The organism is Kribbella sp. NBC_00359 (genome assembly GCF_036097425.1).
Lineage (GTDB): Bacteria > Actinomycetota > Actinomycetes > Propionibacteriales > Kribbellaceae > Kribbella.
The window spans coordinates 4,059,534-4,077,440 of sequence record NZ_CP107975.1 but is presented as its reverse complement, the minus strand read 5'-3'; the positions used below and the strand labels follow the sequence as shown (position 1 = coordinate 4,077,440).

The 17,907-nt window shown below is 69.8% G+C and carries 20 protein-coding genes; 4 read left to right on the top strand and 16 right to left on the bottom strand.

The annotated features are described in order from the left end of the window. Positions 1–233: 233 nt before the first annotated feature. The 10 genes from OG876_RS20010 to OG876_RS19965 all read right to left on the bottom strand — a co-directional run bounded on the left by OG876_RS20010 (position 234) and on the right by OG876_RS19965 (position 8,058). Positions 234–1,031, bottom strand: a complete 798-nt coding sequence (locus OG876_RS20010; RefSeq protein WP_328526400.1) for a hypothetical protein — start codon at positions 1,029–1,031, stop codon at positions 234–236. Further along, positions 1,028–1,945, bottom strand: a complete 918-nt coding sequence (locus OG876_RS20005; RefSeq protein WP_328526399.1) for an ABC transporter ATP-binding protein — start codon at positions 1,943–1,945, stop codon at positions 1,028–1,030. The genes OG876_RS20010 and OG876_RS20005 overlap by 4 nt, the downstream gene beginning before the upstream one ends. Beyond that, entirely contained in the window at positions 1,945–2,304 is a 360-nt protein-coding gene (locus OG876_RS20000) for a GntR family transcriptional regulator (protein ID WP_328526398.1), read from the bottom strand. Before OG876_RS20000 ends, OG876_RS20005 begins: the two co-directional genes overlap by 1 nt. Positions 2,305–2,367: 63 nt before the next feature. Then, a complete protein-coding gene (locus OG876_RS19995; protein ID WP_328526397.1) occupies positions 2,368–3,090 on the bottom strand; it encodes a GOLPH3/VPS74 family protein in 723 nt (240 codons plus the stop codon). Further along, on the bottom strand, positions 3,083–3,292 hold the full coding sequence (locus OG876_RS19990) for a hypothetical protein (protein WP_328526396.1): 210 nt from the start codon (positions 3,290–3,292) through the stop codon (positions 3,083–3,085). Before OG876_RS19990 ends, OG876_RS19995 begins: the two co-directional genes overlap by 8 nt. 8 nt (positions 3,293–3,300) lie before the next feature. Continuing rightward, entirely contained in the window at positions 3,301–4,206 is a 906-nt protein-coding gene (locus OG876_RS19985) for an SPFH domain-containing protein (RefSeq protein WP_328526395.1), read from the bottom strand. Between the two features lie 178 nt (positions 4,207–4,384). After that, positions 4,385–5,080 carry an aminotransferase class IV gene (locus tag OG876_RS19980; RefSeq protein ID WP_328526394.1) on the bottom strand — a complete coding sequence of 232 codons (696 nt, stop codon included), beginning with the start codon at positions 5,078–5,080 and terminating at the stop codon, positions 4,385–4,387. Beyond that, positions 5,077–6,450 (bottom strand): aminodeoxychorismate synthase component I, encoded by a 1,374-nt coding sequence (gene pabB / locus OG876_RS19975; RefSeq protein ID WP_328526393.1) that lies wholly within the window; start codon positions 6,448–6,450, stop codon positions 5,077–5,079. Before pabB ends, OG876_RS19980 begins: the two co-directional genes overlap by 4 nt. Before the next feature lie 42 nt (positions 6,451–6,492). Continuing rightward, positions 6,493–7,272, bottom strand: a complete 780-nt coding sequence (locus tag OG876_RS19970) for a class I SAM-dependent methyltransferase (RefSeq protein ID WP_328526392.1) — start codon at positions 7,270–7,272, stop codon at positions 6,493–6,495. A 72-nt stretch (positions 7,273–7,344) separates the two neighbouring features. Then, complete coding sequence (locus OG876_RS19965) at positions 7,345–8,058, bottom strand: metal-dependent transcriptional regulator (RefSeq protein WP_442914143.1); 714 nt, start codon at positions 8,056–8,058, stop codon at positions 7,345–7,347. Positions 8,059–8,109: 51 nt separating this feature from the next. Here OG876_RS19965 and OG876_RS19960 point away from each other — a divergent pair, with 51 nt between their 5' ends. The 4 genes from OG876_RS19960 (at position 8,110) to OG876_RS19945 (ending at position 11,799) form a co-directional block, all read left to right on the top strand. After that, positions 8,110–9,426: a cryptochrome/photolyase family protein gene (locus OG876_RS19960; protein WP_328526390.1), complete on the top strand. Its 1,317-nt coding sequence runs from the start codon at positions 8,110–8,112 to the stop codon at positions 9,424–9,426. A 65-nt stretch (positions 9,427–9,491) separates the two neighbouring features. Further along, complete coding sequence (locus OG876_RS19955) at positions 9,492–9,884, top strand: GntR family transcriptional regulator (protein WP_328526389.1); 393 nt, start codon at positions 9,492–9,494, stop codon at positions 9,882–9,884. After that, positions 9,881–10,759: an ABC transporter ATP-binding protein gene (locus OG876_RS19950; RefSeq protein ID WP_328526388.1), complete on the top strand. Its 879-nt coding sequence runs from the start codon at positions 9,881–9,883 to the stop codon at positions 10,757–10,759. The genes OG876_RS19955 and OG876_RS19950 overlap by 4 nt, the downstream gene beginning before the upstream one ends. Continuing rightward, positions 10,756–11,799 (top strand): ABC transporter permease, encoded by a 1,044-nt coding sequence (locus tag OG876_RS19945; RefSeq protein ID WP_328526387.1) that lies wholly within the window; start codon positions 10,756–10,758, stop codon positions 11,797–11,799. Before OG876_RS19950 ends, OG876_RS19945 begins: the two co-directional genes overlap by 4 nt. Here OG876_RS19945 and OG876_RS19940 read toward each other — a convergent pair. From OG876_RS19940 to OG876_RS19915, 6 genes are all read right to left on the bottom strand, one after another. Then, positions 11,765–13,015 (bottom strand): APC family permease, encoded by a 1,251-nt coding sequence (locus OG876_RS19940; protein ID WP_328526386.1) that lies wholly within the window; start codon positions 13,013–13,015, stop codon positions 11,765–11,767. The two genes, OG876_RS19945 and OG876_RS19940, sit on opposite strands and share 35 nt — an antisense overlap. Next, positions 13,015–13,851 carry a class II fructose-bisphosphate aldolase gene (locus OG876_RS19935; protein WP_328526385.1) on the bottom strand — a complete coding sequence of 279 codons (837 nt, stop codon included), beginning with the start codon at positions 13,849–13,851 and terminating at the stop codon, positions 13,015–13,017. The genes OG876_RS19940 and OG876_RS19935 overlap by 1 nt, the downstream gene beginning before the upstream one ends. Positions 13,852–13,866: 15 nt before the next feature. Then, positions 13,867–14,838, bottom strand: a complete 972-nt coding sequence (locus tag OG876_RS19930) for a 1-phosphofructokinase family hexose kinase (protein ID WP_328526384.1) — start codon at positions 14,836–14,838, stop codon at positions 13,867–13,869. Further along, positions 14,826–15,956 carry an N-acetylglucosamine-6-phosphate deacetylase gene (nagA, locus tag OG876_RS19925; protein ID WP_328526383.1) on the bottom strand — a complete coding sequence of 377 codons (1,131 nt, stop codon included), beginning with the start codon at positions 15,954–15,956 and terminating at the stop codon, positions 14,826–14,828. The genes OG876_RS19930 and nagA overlap by 13 nt, the downstream gene beginning before the upstream one ends. Positions 15,957–16,074: 118 nt before the next feature. Then, positions 16,075–17,025 carry an ROK family protein gene (locus OG876_RS19920; protein ID WP_328526382.1) on the bottom strand — a complete coding sequence of 317 codons (951 nt, stop codon included), beginning with the start codon at positions 17,023–17,025 and terminating at the stop codon, positions 16,075–16,077. A 143-nt stretch (positions 17,026–17,168) separates the two neighbouring features. Continuing rightward, positions 17,169–17,795, bottom strand: a complete 627-nt coding sequence (locus tag OG876_RS19915) for a TetR/AcrR family transcriptional regulator (protein ID WP_328526381.1) — start codon at positions 17,793–17,795, stop codon at positions 17,169–17,171. Positions 17,796–17,907: the final 112 nt, after the last annotated feature.

Here is a 17,907-nt window from a genome sequence, read left to right as displayed (position 1 = left end):
CCGGTCTACCTCGGTGGGGATCCCCACCGTGAAGGTCCTCGGTTTCCGTTCGACCCGCCACCTCTGATCAGAAGTAGCGTGTCGACATTTCTACCGCCGCGAGCCAGGTCGCACAACCCTTTCCTGCCAAGAGTTTTGACTACTTCGCGAGCCAGTGCGTGTCGTCCACAGTGACCGCGCAACCATCCACAGAAATCGGCCGACTTATACACACCCCCTGTGCATAACATCGCTCAGCCTTTCGCTTGTTTCATCGCCATCGGTCGCAGTACGAGATAGCCGGCGTACAGACCGAGAGCACTGACCACGAGGACGGAAGGTACGGCGACGGCCAGTGGCGGGCGGTGATAGCCGAGACCGTTCAGCACGTCCGCGAGCCATTGCGCGACGAGCAGGAACTCGGCGGCCGCGGCCGGGATCAGCGACAGCGGCAGGAGCAGCACGCCCCGCCAGAACCCGAACCGGACGAAGGTGATCCCGAGCAACCATCCGGCCACCTCGTGCGACAGGATCAGCAGGAAGAACTCGGCGAAGATCAGGCCCAGTTGCGAGGTCCTGGTGAACAGGTGCGGGTTGGCGAGCGTCTGGCTCCAGCCCTCCCAGTCGTAGATCAAGTGCTCGACCTGGTAGACCAGCACCCAGAGCACGGCGGTCGCGGCCGCCGCACCGGTGAGATAGATGCTCACGGCAACGGACATCATCCGCCGGGTGATGCCCTGGGCGACGAGCAGAGTCAGGTAGGCCGGGGTGATGATGATGCCGACCGCCATCGAGAAGTACTTCGGCGACTGGGTGCCGTAATCCCATGTACTGTGGTCGATTCCGCCGGTCGCGGCCTTGATACCGATGCCGACGATCAGGAAGCCGACCAGCATCACGATCCAGTAGCCGACCAGCATCGGCCGCATCCCGACCCACATCGCGAGCAGGATCTGGCGCAACCGGTGGCCTGTCGTCACACCGCGCGGCAGGGTCGCGTCAGCGACCGCCTGCTCGGCCGGACGCGTGCGGTTGTCGACTGTTGCGCTCATGAGCGGCCTCCCGTCGGGGCGGTCAGGTGGACGAAGAGATCCTGCAGGCCGACAGGCCCGATCTCGAGACCGGATGCGGCGGCCTGCGCGAGCAGAGCCGGATCGAGGTCGCCGAGGACGGTGGTGGACTTGGTGCCGCCGAGCCGATCCTCCGCGAGCACCGTGAAGCCGGCGGTGAACTCGTCCACCGCCGCGGCCGGGCCGACGATCGAGGCGCCACGACCGCGCAGCGCGTCCACCGGCGACTGGGTGACCAGGCGTCCGTTGTCGAGGATGACCACCTCCTCGAGCATCGTGCTGACCTCGCTGACCAGGTGGGTCGACAGCAGGACCGTGCGCGGCACCTCGGCGTAGTCGGCGAGCAGAGCGTCGTAGAACAGGTTCCGGGACGGGACGTCCATGCCCAGGTAGCTCTCGTCGAAGATGGTCAGCGGCGCCCGGCTCGCCAGGCCGAGGACGACCCCGAGCGCGGACTTCTTACCGCGGGACAGCTTCTGCACCTTCTTGTTCAACGGGACCTCGAAGCGGTCCAGGAGATCGCCGGCGAGCTCGTCGTCCCAATACGGGCGCAGGCTCGCGGCGAGACCGATCGCATGCCGCACCAGCGCCGCGTCGATCAGGTCGCCAGACTCGCGGATCAGGCACACCCGGCTCGTCACGACCGCGTTCTCGTACGGCTCCTGCGCCGTACCGAGGTCGCCGCCCTCGATCCATACCCGGCCCGCGTCCGGCCGCCGGAAGCCGGCCAGGGTCGCGGTCAGCGTGCTCTTGCCGGATCCGTTCCGGCCGAGCAGTCCGTGGATCTTGCCCGGCGCCAGGCGCAGGTCCAGCCGGTCGAGCGCGGGCACCCCCGCGAACCGGACCGAGAGGTCCTCGGTGCGCACGGTCAGGGCGGTGTCTGTCAGCGTGGTCATCAGGCTTCTCCGTAGCTGCGGATGTGCTGGACGACGTCTTTGAGGGGTACGCCGATCGCCTTGGCCTCCCGGATCATCGGGTCGACAACGTCCGCGAAGAACGAGTCGCGCCGGCCGGTGCGGAGCAGGTCGCGGGCGTTCGGGCTGACGAACATCCCGATCCCGCGCTTCTTGTACAGCACGCCCTCGTCGACCAGCTGCGCGAATCCCTTGGCCGCGGTGGCCGGGTTGATCCGGTAGAACGCGGCGTACTGGTTCGTCGACATCACCTGCTCGTCCTCGGCGAGGGCGCCGGTGACGATGTCGTTCTTGATCTGCTCCGCGATCTGCAGGTAGATCGGACTCCGATCGTCGAACACCACGGCCCCCTCTCCGGTTCCTGGGTTAGTTACTTGAGTAACGAACCATAGCACCCCGCAAGGTCAGCCGCCCGCGGAAGATTGCGACTGCTGCAGCGACCTCTTCAGAGCGGGTACGACGGGACCGACGCGGACCGCCAACTGCGCCAACCGGTCCTTGTGGCGGATGCGCTGCTCCTTGGTGACGACGGTCCGTAGGTCTGCCGTGGACGCCAGGACGACGATTGCGGCGTCCCGGAGATCCACGCGGCTGACCAGGCGAGACGGTCGCAGGGTGTCGCGCGCGCTCTGCAGGATCTGGCGTCGTACCAGCGGGTGGCGGAGGGTGATGCGGTCGGCGGGGATCAGGCCGAGGATGCGGTGCGGCTCGACCTTGATCATGCGGGCGCGCTCGAGGTCGTCGCGGACCTCGCGGACGATGGCACGCTGCCGCCGGTCGACCCAGTGCCGCCACTTCCGCGGGCCGACGGCGCGGATGTCCTCGAGGACAAGGGCGAGCACCGGATCGGCGGGCGCGGCCGCCATCGTCAGCCTGGCCCGGCCGTTGTCGTCGGCAAGGTTCCCGTTGAGCTGCAGGTCGGTCAGCGCCGCGGCCCGGAGCAACTTCCCGAGCTTCGACCGACCCACCGGCCGCCCGCGCTCCGGATCGTAGGCCAGCAGGAAAAGCCTTGCAGCCAAGGCATCCGGGGCCTTTGCGTTGCCCAGCGCAACTGCCTTCCGTCGGCGCGGCACGCGTCGCGCCGGCGTCGGCGGCCGCCTCAGCGGTGTCACCAGTGTCCTACTCATCGTCTTCCTCCTTGGCCGGACGGCCCGGGCGGCGGATCTTGCCGACGCCTGTCGGCAGCCGGCCGGCGTCAGCCAGCGCCCGCCGGAGCAGGTACTCGATCTGGGCGTTGGTGCTGCGCAGGTCGTCGGCCGCCCAGCGGGCCAGCGCGTCGTGCACCACGGGATCCAGCCGGAGCAGGATCTTCTTGCGTTCGGCGGCCACGGCGGCCGCTACTGGTAGAGCGAGCCGGCGTTGACCACCGGTTGGGCGTCACGATCGCCGCACAGCACCACCAGCAGGTTGCTGACCATGGTCGCCTTGCGCTCCTCGTCGAGCTCCACCACCTCGTGCTCGGACAGCCGGTCCAGTGCGAGCTCGACCATACCGACCGCGCCCTCGACGATCCGCTGCCGGGCCGCCACGACCGCACCGGCCTGCTGGCGGCGCAGCATCGCCTGGGCGATCTCCGGGGCGTACGCGAGGTGGGTGATCCGCGACTCGATCACGTGGACGCCGGCCGCCTGCACCCGGGCGCCGATCTCGGCGGACAGGGTCTCGGTGATCTCGTCGGTGCTGTCCCGCAGCGACAGTACGCCGTCGTCGGTGTGCACGTCGTACGGATAGCTGTTCGCGATGTGCCGGACCGCGGTCTCGGTCTGGATCGCGACGAACTCGACGAAGTCGTCCACCTCGAACATCGCCTGCGCGGTGTCCTCGACCTGCCAGACCACCACCGCGGCGATCTCGATCGGGTTGCCGTCGGCATCGTTGACCTTGGCAACGGCCGTCTCGTGGTTGCGGATCCGGGTGGACACCTCTTTGCGGGTGGCGATCGGGTTCACCCAGCGCAGACCGTCGATGCGGATCGTCCCGGCGTACCGCCCGAGGATCTGCAGCACCCGCGCCCGCCCCGGCGCCACCGGAGTGAGTCCGGCCGCGACGATCACGCCCGCGACGAACACCAGGATCCCAACCGTGATCAGCACGCCGTTGCCCGACCCGGCGGCGGCGATGAACAACACCACTCCGGCCACCACCAGCACGAACGCCAGCCCGGCCATCGGCCACCCGTTGAGCTGCCAAGCCACCCGCTCGGTCACCTTGGGCTTCGGCATCTCGACCGCGACATCCACCATCACCAGCTCCTCTCGAATAGCTCAAAGGTAGCAAAGTGATATCACATTAACAAGCCGCTCCCGCCCGGATGCCGGGACACCTTTCAGGGGTCAACCCCCGAGCTGGTGGGTTGCCCCCTCGGATTCTCAGGGGACAACCCACCAGGTGAGGGGTCCACCCCCGAGTTGGAGGGTTGCCTCAGAGGGCGTGGGCCAAGGACTCGAGGTGGGTCTGCCAGGTGGTGGAGTGGGAGTTGGGGAGGGGGTCGATGGCGGAGTCGGACCAGGCGTGGATCGGGCGGATGCCGTGGAGGGCGTTGACGAGCCAGGCCTCCGTCGTGGCTTCGAGTTCGCGCGGCGTGATCGGGTGCTCGGCGACCGGGACGCCTTGTGTGGTGGCGATGCGGCGGAGCAACGCGGCGGTGACGGACGGGAGGAGGGGGCGGTCCGACGGCGGGAAGCAGAGGGTGTCGTCCTCCCACCAGGCGAGGGCGGAGTACGCCGCCTCGAGGACGGTGCCGTCCTGGTCGAGCAGGAGGATCTCGTCGGCGCGGTGCGCGGCGGACTCCTTCAGCTTGCCGAGCAGTTCGAGATCGGGCCCTTTCACGCGCGGACTGACCCGGGGGTCCGGACCTTCGTGGACGACCACGCGGACGCGGCCGCCGATCGGTGGTGCGGGCCGGAGCTGGACCGCCAGTTCGCCGGACGTGTGCAGCTCGAAGCGCGGGAACCAGCGGCCGAAGCCGGGCAACCGCCGGACCTGCTCGTCCCAGAAGCCCGCGGAATCCACTCCCGCCGCGGCACACGACCGCACGAACCGCTCCCGGTGCAGCTCGATCCCCCGGACCGTGCCGTTGGCGACCAGGAACGAATCCGCCACCTGCAAACCACTCATCTCCCCCACCCTTCGGCCGCGGCGTTCCCGCCGACGGCTGCCGTTGCCTTCAGCACCATTTCGTCGTACTCCGCGACCGGCTCGGAGTCGAGCACGATCGCACCCCCCGCACCGATCACCGTCTCGTCCGGAGTCAGCACCGCGGTCCGGATCACCACACTCAGGTCCGCGCGGCCGTCCACGGTGAGATAGCCGAGCGCACCCGAGTACACGCCACGGGCGCTCCACTCGAGCTCGTCGAGGATCTCCATCGTGCGGATCTTCGGCGCACCCGTCATCGACCCCGGCGGGAAGCAGGCCCGCACCGCGTCGACCGCGGTCACCCCGGACCGCAGCCGGCCGCGCACCGTGGTGACCAACTGATGCACGGTCCGGTAGCTCTCGACCTCCATCAGCTGCGGAACGTGCACCGTCCCGGGTTCGCTGACCCGGCCGAGGTCGTTGCGAATCAGGTCGACGATCATCAGGTTCTCGGCCCGGGTCTTCTCGTCCTCGGCCAGCGCCTTCGCCGCCAGCTGGTCCTGCGCCGGATCCGCCTCCCGCGGCGCGGTCCCCTTGATCGGGCGGCACTCGGCCCACCCGTCCGCGGCCACGGTCAGGAACCGCTCCGGCGACGAGCTCGCCACCGCGAGATCGCCGTACCGGAGGAAGGCGGCGTACGGCGCCGGATTGGTCGCCCGCTGCCACCGGAAGAACTCGAACGGGTCGGGCACGGACGGCAGCCGGACCCGGTTCGTCAGGCAGACCTCGTACGTCTCCCCCGCCTCGAGCGCGGCCATGCACGCCGCGATCCCGGCCAGGTACGTCGACCGGTCCTGCTCGAGATGCGCTTCGAGATCGAGCTGCGCGATCGCGGGCACCTCGAGGCCGCCCATCCACCAGTCGGCGGCGGCCAGCTCAGCTCGCTCCAGCCAGTCGTCACCCACTCCGGGCTCGTCCATCGCGACGAGGTAGGTCACGTCGTTGTCGTGATCGATGACGACGAACCGGTTCGCCCAGATCCACAGCGCGTCCGGCGCCGGCGACTCGTGGGCCACCGCTCCCCCGGTCAGCGCCTTCAACTCGTAGCCGAAATACCCGACGTACCCACCACTGAACAGCCCTGCCAGCTCAGCCGGTACGTCGGCGGACCGCTCCGCCAGCAACGCGTTCAGCTCGGCAAACACATCGCCGTCGGCAACATCCCGGACGACGACCTCCGCGGCCGGGCCCAGCGTCGTACCGAGGACGGAGACGCGGCGGACGGCGCGGTCGGTCAGGCTGCCGTCGAGCCAGAACGCGACGGGTTCGCCGGCCAGCAGCTCGCGGTAGACCGTCTCACCGTCGAGCGCCCGGTCGACCGTCCGGACGGACCAGCTCAGCGCACCCACAGGCACACGGTACAGACCGTGGGGCGCGGCGTAAGCCCTGGTTCAGGAACCGGTCAGTGCGAGCTTGGTGCGCATCGCGGTGATCCGGCGGATCGGGATCGCCACCTCGAGGCCGTCCTTGGACTCGGCCCGGTCCGCGAGCCACCCGGCCGCGGTGTCGCGGCGGACGTCCGGCGTACCGGGCAGGTAGAGCGCGTTCACCAGCCGGCGGGCGTCGTCGCGGCTGTGGATCGTGTACACGTACCGCTCGCGCTGGCTCTCCATCACGTCGAAACCGGCGTGGTGCAACTGGTCCTTGAGCTCGGTGATCTCGCCACCGGCCGGGAATTGCGGGGTCGACCGCAGCCGCGTGGTCAGACCGCTCAGCGTGCGGATGTCACCGCGCCGCAGCGGCCGCACCGCGGGCACGATCGCGGCCAGTACGCCGCCCCGCCGCAGGACCCGGCCGGCTTCGGCCAGCACCTCGGGCAGCGGCTGCAGGACCATCAGGCCCATCGAGCAGGTGACGACGTCGAAGACCTCGTTCGCGAACGGCAGGTGCAGCGCGTCGGCCTGCACCTTCGGCCCGGGCGCACCGGCCAGCTGGGCCGGGTTGTTGTCGACACCGACGACCCACCGGCCGTGGAGCTCGCGGGAGACCGGGCCGTTGCCGCAGGCGAGATCCAGCACGCGCTTGGCCTCGCCGGACACCGCGCGGACCAGCCAGCGGTACGGCGTATGGTCCCCTGCCACCGCTCGGGACAACAGGGCTTCAGTACTGCCCGGAGTCGCCGAGTGGAACTCTCGCAGATACTCGGGCCAGTCGATCGCGTTCTCAGACATTGCGGCTAGAGGCTACCTGGTGGGCACCCGTCGTACCGCATCGAGTGCTCAGCGTTAACACAGCTTTGAATGTCAGACCCGGCTCACGAAGATGTGGCCGGCCGTCTCGTCGCTGATCACGCCACCGGCCTCGCGGCTGCCGACCAGCACGCCCTCGGCGTCCAGGGTCGAGTCCACCTCGCGGCCCGGCAGCGCGCCGGCCTTGCGCAGCACCGCCATCGCGTCGTCGTCGGTCTGCACCGGCTCGGCGATCCGCCGGACCAGCACCCGCACGCTGTCGCCGGTGGCCTGGTCGAGCACCTTGTCCAGCGGCTCGACGCCGATCCGGAACTCGCCGATATCGCTCGCAACACCGCTGGTCTGCAGCTCCTCCAGGCCCGGGATCGGGTTGCCGTACGGCGACTCGGTCGGGTTGTCGAGGATCTTCAGCAGCCGCAGCTCGACCGCGTCGCTCATCACGTGCTCCCAGCGGCAGGCCTCCGTGTGCACGTCCTCCCACTCCAGGCCGATCACGTCGACCAGCAACCGCTCGGCCAGCCGGTGCTTGCGCATCACCCGGACCGCCTGCTTGCGGCCGACGTCGGTGAGCTCCAGGTGCCGATCCCCCTCGACCTTGATCAGGCCGTCGCGCTCCATCCGAGCCACCGTCTGGCTGACCGTCGGACCGGACTGGTGCAGCCGTTCGGCGATCCGCGCCCGCAGGGGCAGGATCCCCTCTTCTTCCAGCTCGTAGACGGTCCGCAGGTACATCTCGGTGGTATCGATCAGCTCGCTCACGACACCCATTGTCACCTATGTAGGCAAGCCTTACCCAATTGGTGTGGGTACTGCTGAGGGATGCGAGACGTGACAGCGGTGATGTGGTTCCGGCGGGATCTCCGGCTCGGCGACAACCCGGCGTTGCTCGACGCCGTCGCCGCGGGTGACGGCCGGGTGCTCGGAGCCTTCGTCATGGACCCGCGGCTGTGGGATCGCGCGGGCGATCCACGGCGTGAGCACCTGGTGGCGTCCCTGCACCGCTTGTCCGAATCGCTCGAAGGCCGGCTCGTCGTACGGCGGGGTGATCCGGTGGACGTGATCCCGGCCCTCGCCGAGGAGATCGGCGCGTCCAGCGTGCACGTCAGCGCGGATTACGGTCCTTATGGACAGGCGCGGGACGCGCGAGTTGAAGCCTCATTGAAGTGTCCGCTGGTGGCGACAGGATCGCCGTACGCGATCGCGCCGGGGCGGATCCTCAACCAGCAAGGGCGGCCCTATCAGGTGTTCACGCCGTACTTCCGCGCTTGGCTCGAGCACGGGTGGCGGAAGCCGGTCGACGCCCCGGCGACGGTCGAGTGGGTGAACTCGGGCGGCGAGGAGCTGCCGGACAGCAGCGTGGACGGCGCTGGTGAGCAGGCGGCGCTCGAGCACTGGCGGGAGTACCTGCAGCGGGTTGCGCAGTACGACGACGAGCGGGACCGGCCCGATCTCGACAGCACCTCGCGGATGTCGATCCCACTCAAGTACGGCGAGATCCACCCGCGGACGATGCTGGCCGATCTGGCCCGCAAGCGCAGCGCCGGCGCGGACGCCTATCGCCGCGAGCTCGCCTGGCGGGAGTTCTGCGCGGACCTGCTGGCGCGGCATCCCGACGCCGCGTGGAAGCCGTTGCGTCCGGAGTTCGAGCGGATGGAGTACGACGAACCCGGGGCGCTGTTCGACGCCTGGTGTGCCGGCCGGACCGGGTTCCCGTTGATCGACGCCGGGATGCGGCAGCTCGCCGGGACAGGCTTCCTGCACAACCGGGTGCGGATGGTGGTCGCGTCGTTCCTGGTCAAGGACCTTCATGTGCACTGGAAGTTCGGCGCGCGCTGGTTCCTGCGGTCGTTGCGCGACGGCGACCTCGCGTCGAACTCGCTGAACTGGCAGTGGGTGGCCGGCTGCGGCGCGGACGCGGCGCCGTACTTCCGGATCTTCAACCCGGTCGGCCAGGGACTGAAGTTCGATCCCGCCGGCGAGTACGTCCGGCGCTGGGTGCCCGAGCTGCGGCACCTCGACGGCAAGACCGCCCACGAACCCTGGAAGCACGGCGGCGCCGACGGCTACCCGGACCCGATCGTCGACCACGCCGAGGCCCGCCGCGAAGCGCTCCGGCGGAACGACGCCATCCGCTGACACTCTTGACGCGGGCTTCAGCCACACCCCTATAGTACTAGGTAACTAGATGAATGGGGTTGGAGATGATCGAGTTCCATCTGGACGGGCGGTCGGGGGTGTCGCCGTACCAGCAGATCGTTCAGCAGGTCCGGAACGCGCTGCGGCTCGGCCTGCTGCGGGAGGGGGACCAGCTGCCGACCGTGAAGGACGTCGTCGCCGCGCTGGCGATCAACCCGAACACCGTGCTCAAGGCCTACCGCGAACTGGAGCACGAAGGCCTGGTGCAGGCCCGGCCCGGGCGGGGCACGTTCGTCACCCGGACCCTCACCGACAACACGCTGGCCGCCCACGGCCCGCTGCGGCAGGACCTCCGCCGCTGGCTGACCAAGGCCCGCAAGGCCGGCCTCGACGACGAGAGCATCGAGGCCCTGTTCCTGACAACCTTTCGGACCGCCGTTGAGGAGGACATAGCATGACGGCCGTTCTGCACGCCCAGGGGCTGGGGAAGAAGTACGGGCGGCGCTGGGCGCTGACTGATTGCGATCTGGAGGTGCCGGCTGGGCATGTTGTCGGGCTGGTGGGGCCGAACGGGGCCGGTAAGAGCACGTTGCTCAACATGGCCGTGGGGATGCTGAACCCGACCACGGGTTCGGTCGAGGTGCTTGGTGCGCCGGCCGGGACGCAGCAGGCCAAGGTCGGGTACGTCGCGCAGGACACGCCGACGTACAGCCGGTTGAGTGTCGCCGAGCACCTGAAACTCGGCTCCAGGCTCAACCCGGCATGGGACGATTCCCTTGCCCAGCAACGGATTCAGCACCTCAAGCTCGATCCGAAGCAGCGTGCCGGCAAGCTGTCCGGCGGTCAGCGGGCGCAGCTCGCGCTCACGCTCGGTCTGGCCAAGCGTCCCGAGCTGCTGATCCTCGACGAACCGGTCGCGGCGCTCGATCCACTGGCCCGGCGGGAGTTCCTGCAGGACCTGATGGAGGCGGTCGCCGAGCAGGAGCTGAGTGTCCTTCTCTCGTCGCATCTCGTCTCCGACGTCGAGCGCTCGTGCGACTACCTGATCGTGCTGGTCGACTCGCGCGTGCAGGTGAGCGGCGAGATCGACACGTTGCTGGCGACGCACCGCCGGCTGACCGGACCGCGGCGCGACTCGAAGGACCTGCCGCGGGACCAGCACGTAGTGACCGAAAGCCACACCGACCGGCAGTCGACGTACCTGATCCGGACCGACCAGCCGATCCTCGATCCGGCCTGGAACGTCACCCAACTCACGCTCGAGGATCTGGTGCTGGCCTACATGGGCCGCGACGTCCAGCCCGAGCGTCCGGTCCTGGAGGTGCAGCGATGATCTGGCTGACCTGGCGGCAGTTCCGCGTGCAGTTCCTGGTGGTCGCGTCGGTGATCGTCGCGGCCGCGATCGTCCTCGCCGTCACCGGCCCGAACCTGCTCGACGACTACCACCGCCTCACCGACAACTTCATCAAGAATCTCGGCTTCGAGCGCCTCAACCCGCTGCTCTACATCGTCGGCCAGGTGCTGCTGTACGCCGTGCCGCCGGTGATCGGAGCGTTCTGGGGCGCGCCCCTGATCGCGCGTGAGCTGGAGACCGGCACCCACCGCCTGGTCTGGAGCCAGAGCATCTCGCGCCGGCGCTGGCTCGCCACCAAGGTGGGGGTCACCGGGCTGGCCGCGATCGCGATCACCGGCGTGCTGAGCCTCGCGGTGACCTGGTGGTCCGACCCGATCGACGACGCGATCAACGCCGGCCAGGACTCGAACATCTACCTGCCCCGGATGTTCCCACCGGTCTTCAGCGCCCGCGGCCTGGTCCCGATCGGGTACGCCGCCTTCGCGTTCGCCCTCGGGGTCGCGGTGGGGCTCGTGATCCGCCGTACCCTGGTCGCGCTCGCGGTCACGCTGGCCGCGGTGATCCTCGTGCAGGTGCTCACCCCGTCGCTGATCCGGCCGCACCTGCTCGCGCCGACGGACCAGTACCTGGTGGCGTCCGCGGAGAACATCCGGGGCTTCATGCTGAGCGGCGACACCCAGCCGCCCGAAGTGAAGGCGATCGAAGTGGCGAGCGGATCCGTCGGCGCCTGGAAGCTGTTCGACAAGACCGTGGACAAGAACGGCAAGACGCTGAGCACGCTGCCGAGCTGGATGATCGACTGCGAACCGGGACCTCCGAACTCCAGACAGCGCGAGGTGTCGCCGAAGACCGCCGCCTGCTTCCAGCGGTTCGCCGACGAGGGCTACCGCCAGCACATCAGGTACTTCGAGGCGAACCGCTTCTGGGACCTGCAGTGGCGGGAGTTCGGGTTCTTCATGCTGCTGGCGCTGGGCCTGACCGGGTTCAGCTTCTGGCGGATCCGGCGCGACCTGTCCTGACGGCTCGGACGATCAGGGCGAGCGCGAGGAGTGCGGCGGCCGTCACCGCGGAGGTCCAGGGGAGGGTGACCGCGAGGACGACGCAGCCGACCAGGCCGATCACGTTGAGGGCGCGGGGCCACCGACGTTGATCGGCCGGTTGCGTGAAGGCGGATGCGTTGGCGATCGCGTAGTACAGCAGGACACCGAAGGACGAGAAGCCGATCACGCCCCGCAGGTCGGTGGTCAGCACCAGGATGCCGACGACCACGGCGAGCGCGATCTCGGCGTGGTGCGGGACCTGGAAGCGCGGGTGTACGGCGGCCAGCCAGCCGGGCAGATCGTGGTTACGGGCCATCGCGAGCGCGGTGCGGCCGATGCCGGCGATCAGCGCGAGCAGCGCGCCGAGGCTGGCGACGGCCGCGCCGACCCGGACGATCGGGGACGCCCAGGCCGCGCCGACGGTGTCGACCGCGGCGGCGAGGGGCGCTGCGGTCGACGCCGGGTCGAGAACGCGCAACAGCGCGACCCCCACCGCCAGGTAGATGCCAATAGCAACTAGTACCGCGATACTGATCGCGCGGGGAATGGTCCGCGCCGGGTCACCGACCTCCTCACCCATGGTCGCGATCCGCGCGTACCCGGCGAAGGCGAAGAACAACAGTCCGGCTGCCTGCAGGACGCCGTACGGCGAGGTGCCGGCGAGCGACGGCAGGTCACGGTGCGGCTCGCCGGTGAAGAGGACGACCAGCACCAGGGCAAGCACTGTCAGAGTGCAGGCGACGAGGATCCTGGTGAGCCGCGCGGTCCTGGTCACGCCGCGGTAGTTGACCGCGGCGAGGGCGATCACCGCCGCGAGCGCGAGAAGTCGTTGCAGCCATTCGGTGCCCGGTACGACGTAGGTGGCGAACGTCAGCGCCATCGCGGCACACGACGCCGTCTTCCCGGCCACGAAACACCACCCGGCGGCGAATCCCCACCACTCCCCCAGCCGCTCGCGCCCGTACACATACGTCCCACCCGAGACGGGGTAGACCGCGGCGAGCTGCGCCGAGGACGCCGCGTTGCAGTAGGCAACGACCGCCGCGAGGGCCAGCCCGATCAGCAGTCCGGATCCCGCAGCCTGAGCGGCCGGCTCCCAGACCGCGAACACTCCGGCGCCAACCATCGAGCCCAGCCCGATCACGACGGCGTCACCTACTCCGAGCCGGCGCGAAAGGCTCGGCTCGGCAGGCATCAGACCGCCTTGAGAACGCCCAGCAGACGGGCTACCTCCGCCGCGACAGCGTCGCGGGCCGGGCCTAGGTACTTGCGCGTGTCGACGAGGGCCGGGTTGTCGGAGAGGGTCTGGCGGACCGAGGCGGTGAAGACGTTGTTGAGGTGGGTGGCGATGTTGACCTTGGTCATGCCGGACTCGACCGCCCGGGTCAGGTCGGCGTCCGCGACACCCGAGGAGCCGTGCAGGACCAGCGGGACCGCGACGGCGGCCTTGAGGTCCGCGATGAGGTCGAAGTCGAGTTGCGCCGTACGTTCGGTCATCGCGTGCGACGAGCCCACCGCGACCGCGAGTGCGTCCACGCCAGTGGCCTCGGCGAAGGCGACGGCCTCGTCGGGGCGGGTGCGGGCGCCGGGCGCGTGGACGCCGTCCTTGCCCCCGACCTCGCCGATCTCCGCCTCGACGAAGACGCCGTGCTCGTGGCAGTACGCCGTGACCTCGGTCGTTGTCGCGACGTTGTCGGCGTACTCGAGTTTCGAGGCGTCGTACATCACCGAGGTGAAGCCCAGGGAGACCGCCTCGGTGACCAGATCGCGGTCCATCGCGTGGTCGAGGTGCACGACCACCGGCACGGAGGCGGCGGCCGCGGCGGCCAGCGTCGCGACGCCGATCGGCTTGAGCGCGCCGTGGTACTTCACCGCGTTCTCACTGATCTGCAGGATGACCGGCGCGCCGGCCTGCTCGGCACCGGCGATCAGTGCGGTCGCGTGCTCGAGCTGGATCACGTTGAACGCACCGACCCCGCGACCGGCCTTGGCGGCAGCGAGCACGACCTCGGCCCCGGATACCAATGGCATTGAACTTCTCCCTAGCTAAGACGTGACCGGAGGCGCCCCGGAAGGCGAAGGTGATGGAGGTGCGGTGGGCGACGAGTTGACGGTGACCTGCGGCTGCCAGCGGCGGTACGCGGCGAGATCGATGTCCCCGGCAACGGGTGTCAGCACCGCGGCGGCGGATGCGGCGACGGCCGACGTGAGTACGACGGACCAGTCCGGCTCCGGCGATTCCGCGACGGCTGCCGCGACCACCGCCGTACAGGCATCGCCCGCGCCGGTCGGGTTCCCGCTGACCTGCTCCACCGGCAACGCCCGCCAGACGCCCTTGTTGCTCGCCGCAACCATCCCGCGGGGGCCGTCGGTGATCACGGCCGCGGTCGCGCCGAGCCCGACCAGTTGCCGGGCGCCGTCCTCGACCGTCGTGTCCCCGAGCGCTTCCCGCAGCTCGGCCGCGTTCGATCGCACCACCGCACCGGCCTTCGCGGCCGCGGTCAGCGCCGCACCGCCCGCATCGATCACGGTCAGTACGTCGTGATGCCGCGCGCGGACCGCGAGTTCGGCGTACGCGTCGGCCGGCAACCCGGGCGGGAGACTTCCCGAGCAGGCCAGCACACCCAGCCGTCCCCACGGCATCCGGTCGCCGAACGCGCGCCACTCGTCCGCACTCACCGGCGGACCGGCTTCGTTGAAGATCGTCGCGTCCCCGTCGGCGCCGTTGACGATGGCCACGGTACGGCGGGTCTCGCCGGCGATCGGGGTCAGCAGCGCGGTGAGCCCGGCGTCGAACAGTTCCTCGGCGACCAGCTCCCCGGTGATCCCACCGACGAGGCCGAGCACGAGTACCTGATGCCCGAGCGTCGCCGCCACCCGCGCGACGTTCACACCCTTGCCACCGGCCCGCCGGCGGATCGCGGCGACGCGATGACTTCCGCCGACCACGAGCGAGTCGACCTCGTACGTGACGTCCAGCGCGAGGTTGAGGGTGACGGTCCCGATCAGTCCAGCCACGAGCCGGCCCGCATCACCTTCTGAACGGCGTACGCGTCGTCCAGCAGCACCAGGTCCGCCCGCTTCCCGACCTCGATCGAGCCCACGTCGTACCAGCCGAACGTCTGCGCCGGGGTCGTCGAGGCCATCCGGGACGCGTCCACGAGCCATACCCCGGCCGTCACCGCGTTGCGGTAGGCAACGTCCATCGTCAGGGTGCTGCCGGCGATCGAGTGCTTGCCGTGGGTCAGGGTCACCAGGCCCTCCTTGACGTCGACCTCGAGACCGCCGATCTGGTACCGGCCGTCCGGCATCCCGGTCGCCTCCATCGCGTCGGTGATCAGCGCGATCCGGTTCACCCCGGCGGCCGCGAGGGCGACCCGGACCACCTGCGGATTCACGTGCAGGCCGTCGTTGATCACCTCGAGCAGCAACCGCTCGTCGTTGAGCGCCGCGCCGACCGGACCGGGGTCGCGGTGGTGGAACGGCCGCATCCCGTTGAACAGGTGCGTCGCCACCCTGGCACCGGCGTCGGCTCCGGCGATCATCTGCTCGTACGTCGCGTCGGTATGCCCGAGCGCCGCCACGGCGCCGGCGTCGACCACCTGACGGATCGCCTCCAGGCCGTTCTCCAGCTCCGGCGCGATCGTCACCATCTTGACCGCGTCGCTCAGCACCTTCGCCACGTCGTCCTTCAGCGGCGGCCGCAACAACGTGGGCTCGTGCGCGCCGCATCGTGCCTCGGACAGGAACGGACCTTCCAGGTGGACGCCGGCGATCACACCGTCCTCGATCAGCTCGGCGAGACAGGCCGTCTGCGAGACCAGGTCGTCGAGCGGCGCCGTCACCAGGCTGGCGAGGGTGGTCGTCGTACCGTGCTTGGCGTGGAAGGCCGCGACCTTGCGCGCCTCCTCCGGATCGGTGGTCGAGTACGTCGACCCGCCGCCACCGTGGGTGTGGATGTCGACGAACCCCGGCACCAGCGTCACGTCACCGAGGTCCTCGGGCCGCTTGCCGTCGGCGGGCATCCCGTCCGCGCGGCGGCCGAACGCGCTGATGTCCTCGTCGACCACCTGGATCCAGGCGTTCTCGAGAACGTCGTCCGGCGTAACCAGCCGGCCCACGCGATACGTGGTCATGGGGCCTCCCGGCCTGGACTGAGGAGCGGAGGGAGCGAAGCGACTGGAGCGACGAGGGAAGGCCGGGAGCCAAGGCCCCAGGACCCCGCCGGCGCCGGAGGCGCGGCCAAAAGCACTGTCATGCCGTTGTCCCCTTCTCGTCGGCCTCCACGCGGTCCCAGGCCATCCGGGCAGCGCCGATGAAGCCGGCCTCCTCGCCCAGTACGGCGGCGACGATCTCCGGCTCGCGCTGGAACGTCAGCCGCGCGTGGATCCCGTCGCGCAGCGGCTGCAGCAACGTCTCGCCCGCACCGACCAGTCCACCACCGATCGCGATCCGCGTGGGCGCGACCAGGGTTGTGTAGAGGACGAGAGCGTCGACCAGCACCCGCAGCGCGTCGTCCCAGACCTGCGCGGCGTCCGGGTCGCCGGCTGCGAGCAGCTCCAGCACCTCCCGCGCGCCGTCCACGGTCCGTCCGGTGCGGGCGCCGTACCGGCGGGCCAGGGCGGCCGCGGAGGCGACCGTCTCGAGGCAGCCCCACTGGCCGCACGCGCAGAGCTCCGCGGCGTCGCCGTGGATGAACCTCGTGTGGCCGAGCTCGCCGGCGTACCCGTCGCCGCTGACCAGGGAGCCGTCGATCACCATCGCCGCGGCGATGCCGGTGCCGAGCGGGAGGAACATCGAGTTCGTGGTGCCGACCAGGGCGCCCTGGCGGAGTTCGGCGTACCCGCCGCCGCGGACGTCGTGGGCGAGCACGATCGGTACGTCGTCGCCGACGGCGGCCATGATCTCGGCCAGCACCGGCATCCCGACCCAGGCCAGGTTCTCGGCGCCGACGGTGCCGGTGGCGGCGTCGATGACGCCGGGCACGACGACGCCGATCGCGCGCACGAGATGGCCGTCGGCGGTCGCCTTCTGGCCGAGTTCGACGACGGTTTCCAGCAGCGCGTCGAGCACGGCGCGGCCCCCGGCCTCCCGGGGCGTGGGCCGGGTCTCGCGGTGCAGCACGGCACCGTCGGCGGCGACCAGGCCGCATTTCATCCGGGTTCCACCGAGATCGACGGCAACCACGACTTCACAGGGGTCCACGGAGCGCCATTATGCAGCGTTACCAGGCAGTCCGAACATCCATGAGCAATCTTCGGACAACTCCGACCAGACCACTGGGCCTTCTGGTTCAGTTGCGTCCGGAATCCGTGGGCAGGGTGCCACGGGTTTCGGACGCCTCCGGATCAGGACCGTAGGCCGCGGTCGAAGGCCGCCACGAGGAAGGTGATCAGGTTCTCGGCGAGCTTGCCGGGATCCTCGATCTCCGTGCCGCCAGGTGCTCGCGACAGCGCCTGCGACTGGTGCAGGGCGAGCAGACCGAGCATGTTCACGTACCCGAACGCGACCGCCTCGGGCGTCGCGTGCGGCAGCGCGGCCTGGAGCGCCGCCAGGTACCGCTTCTCGACAGGATCGGACTCCGCCGCGTACAACTCGCGAATCCGCTGGCTCGGATCGAACGCGATCCGGCCGATGAAACGCGCGACCACCGGACCGCGCTCGCCGCGGCGCAGAACCAGTTCCAGGCCGGGCTCGATGAACGCCCGGATCAGCTGCTCCGGTGCCGGCAGCCCACTCGCCTCCAACTGGTCCAGCCGGCGCCGCCGTTCCGTGTTGATCGGCGCCATCGCGCGGGCGACCGCCGCCCGCAGCAGTGCTTCCTTCGAACCGAAGTGATAGTTGACCGCGGCGATGTTCGCCGCCGCCGCGACCGTGATGGCGCGCAGCGATGTTCCCTCGTAACCCCCTTCTCCGAATCGTTGCTCGGCGACGTTGAGCAACCTCTCCCGGGTCGATTCGACCGGTGTCTCCACAGAGTTCTCCTTCCCCCCGGCCACTGCTTGCTCAGGCACCCCACCTGCTCACTCGCCGTAGCCTGCAGTCAGCATAGTTCAAGCGGTCGTTTGAACTGGAGGGCTCAGCCCG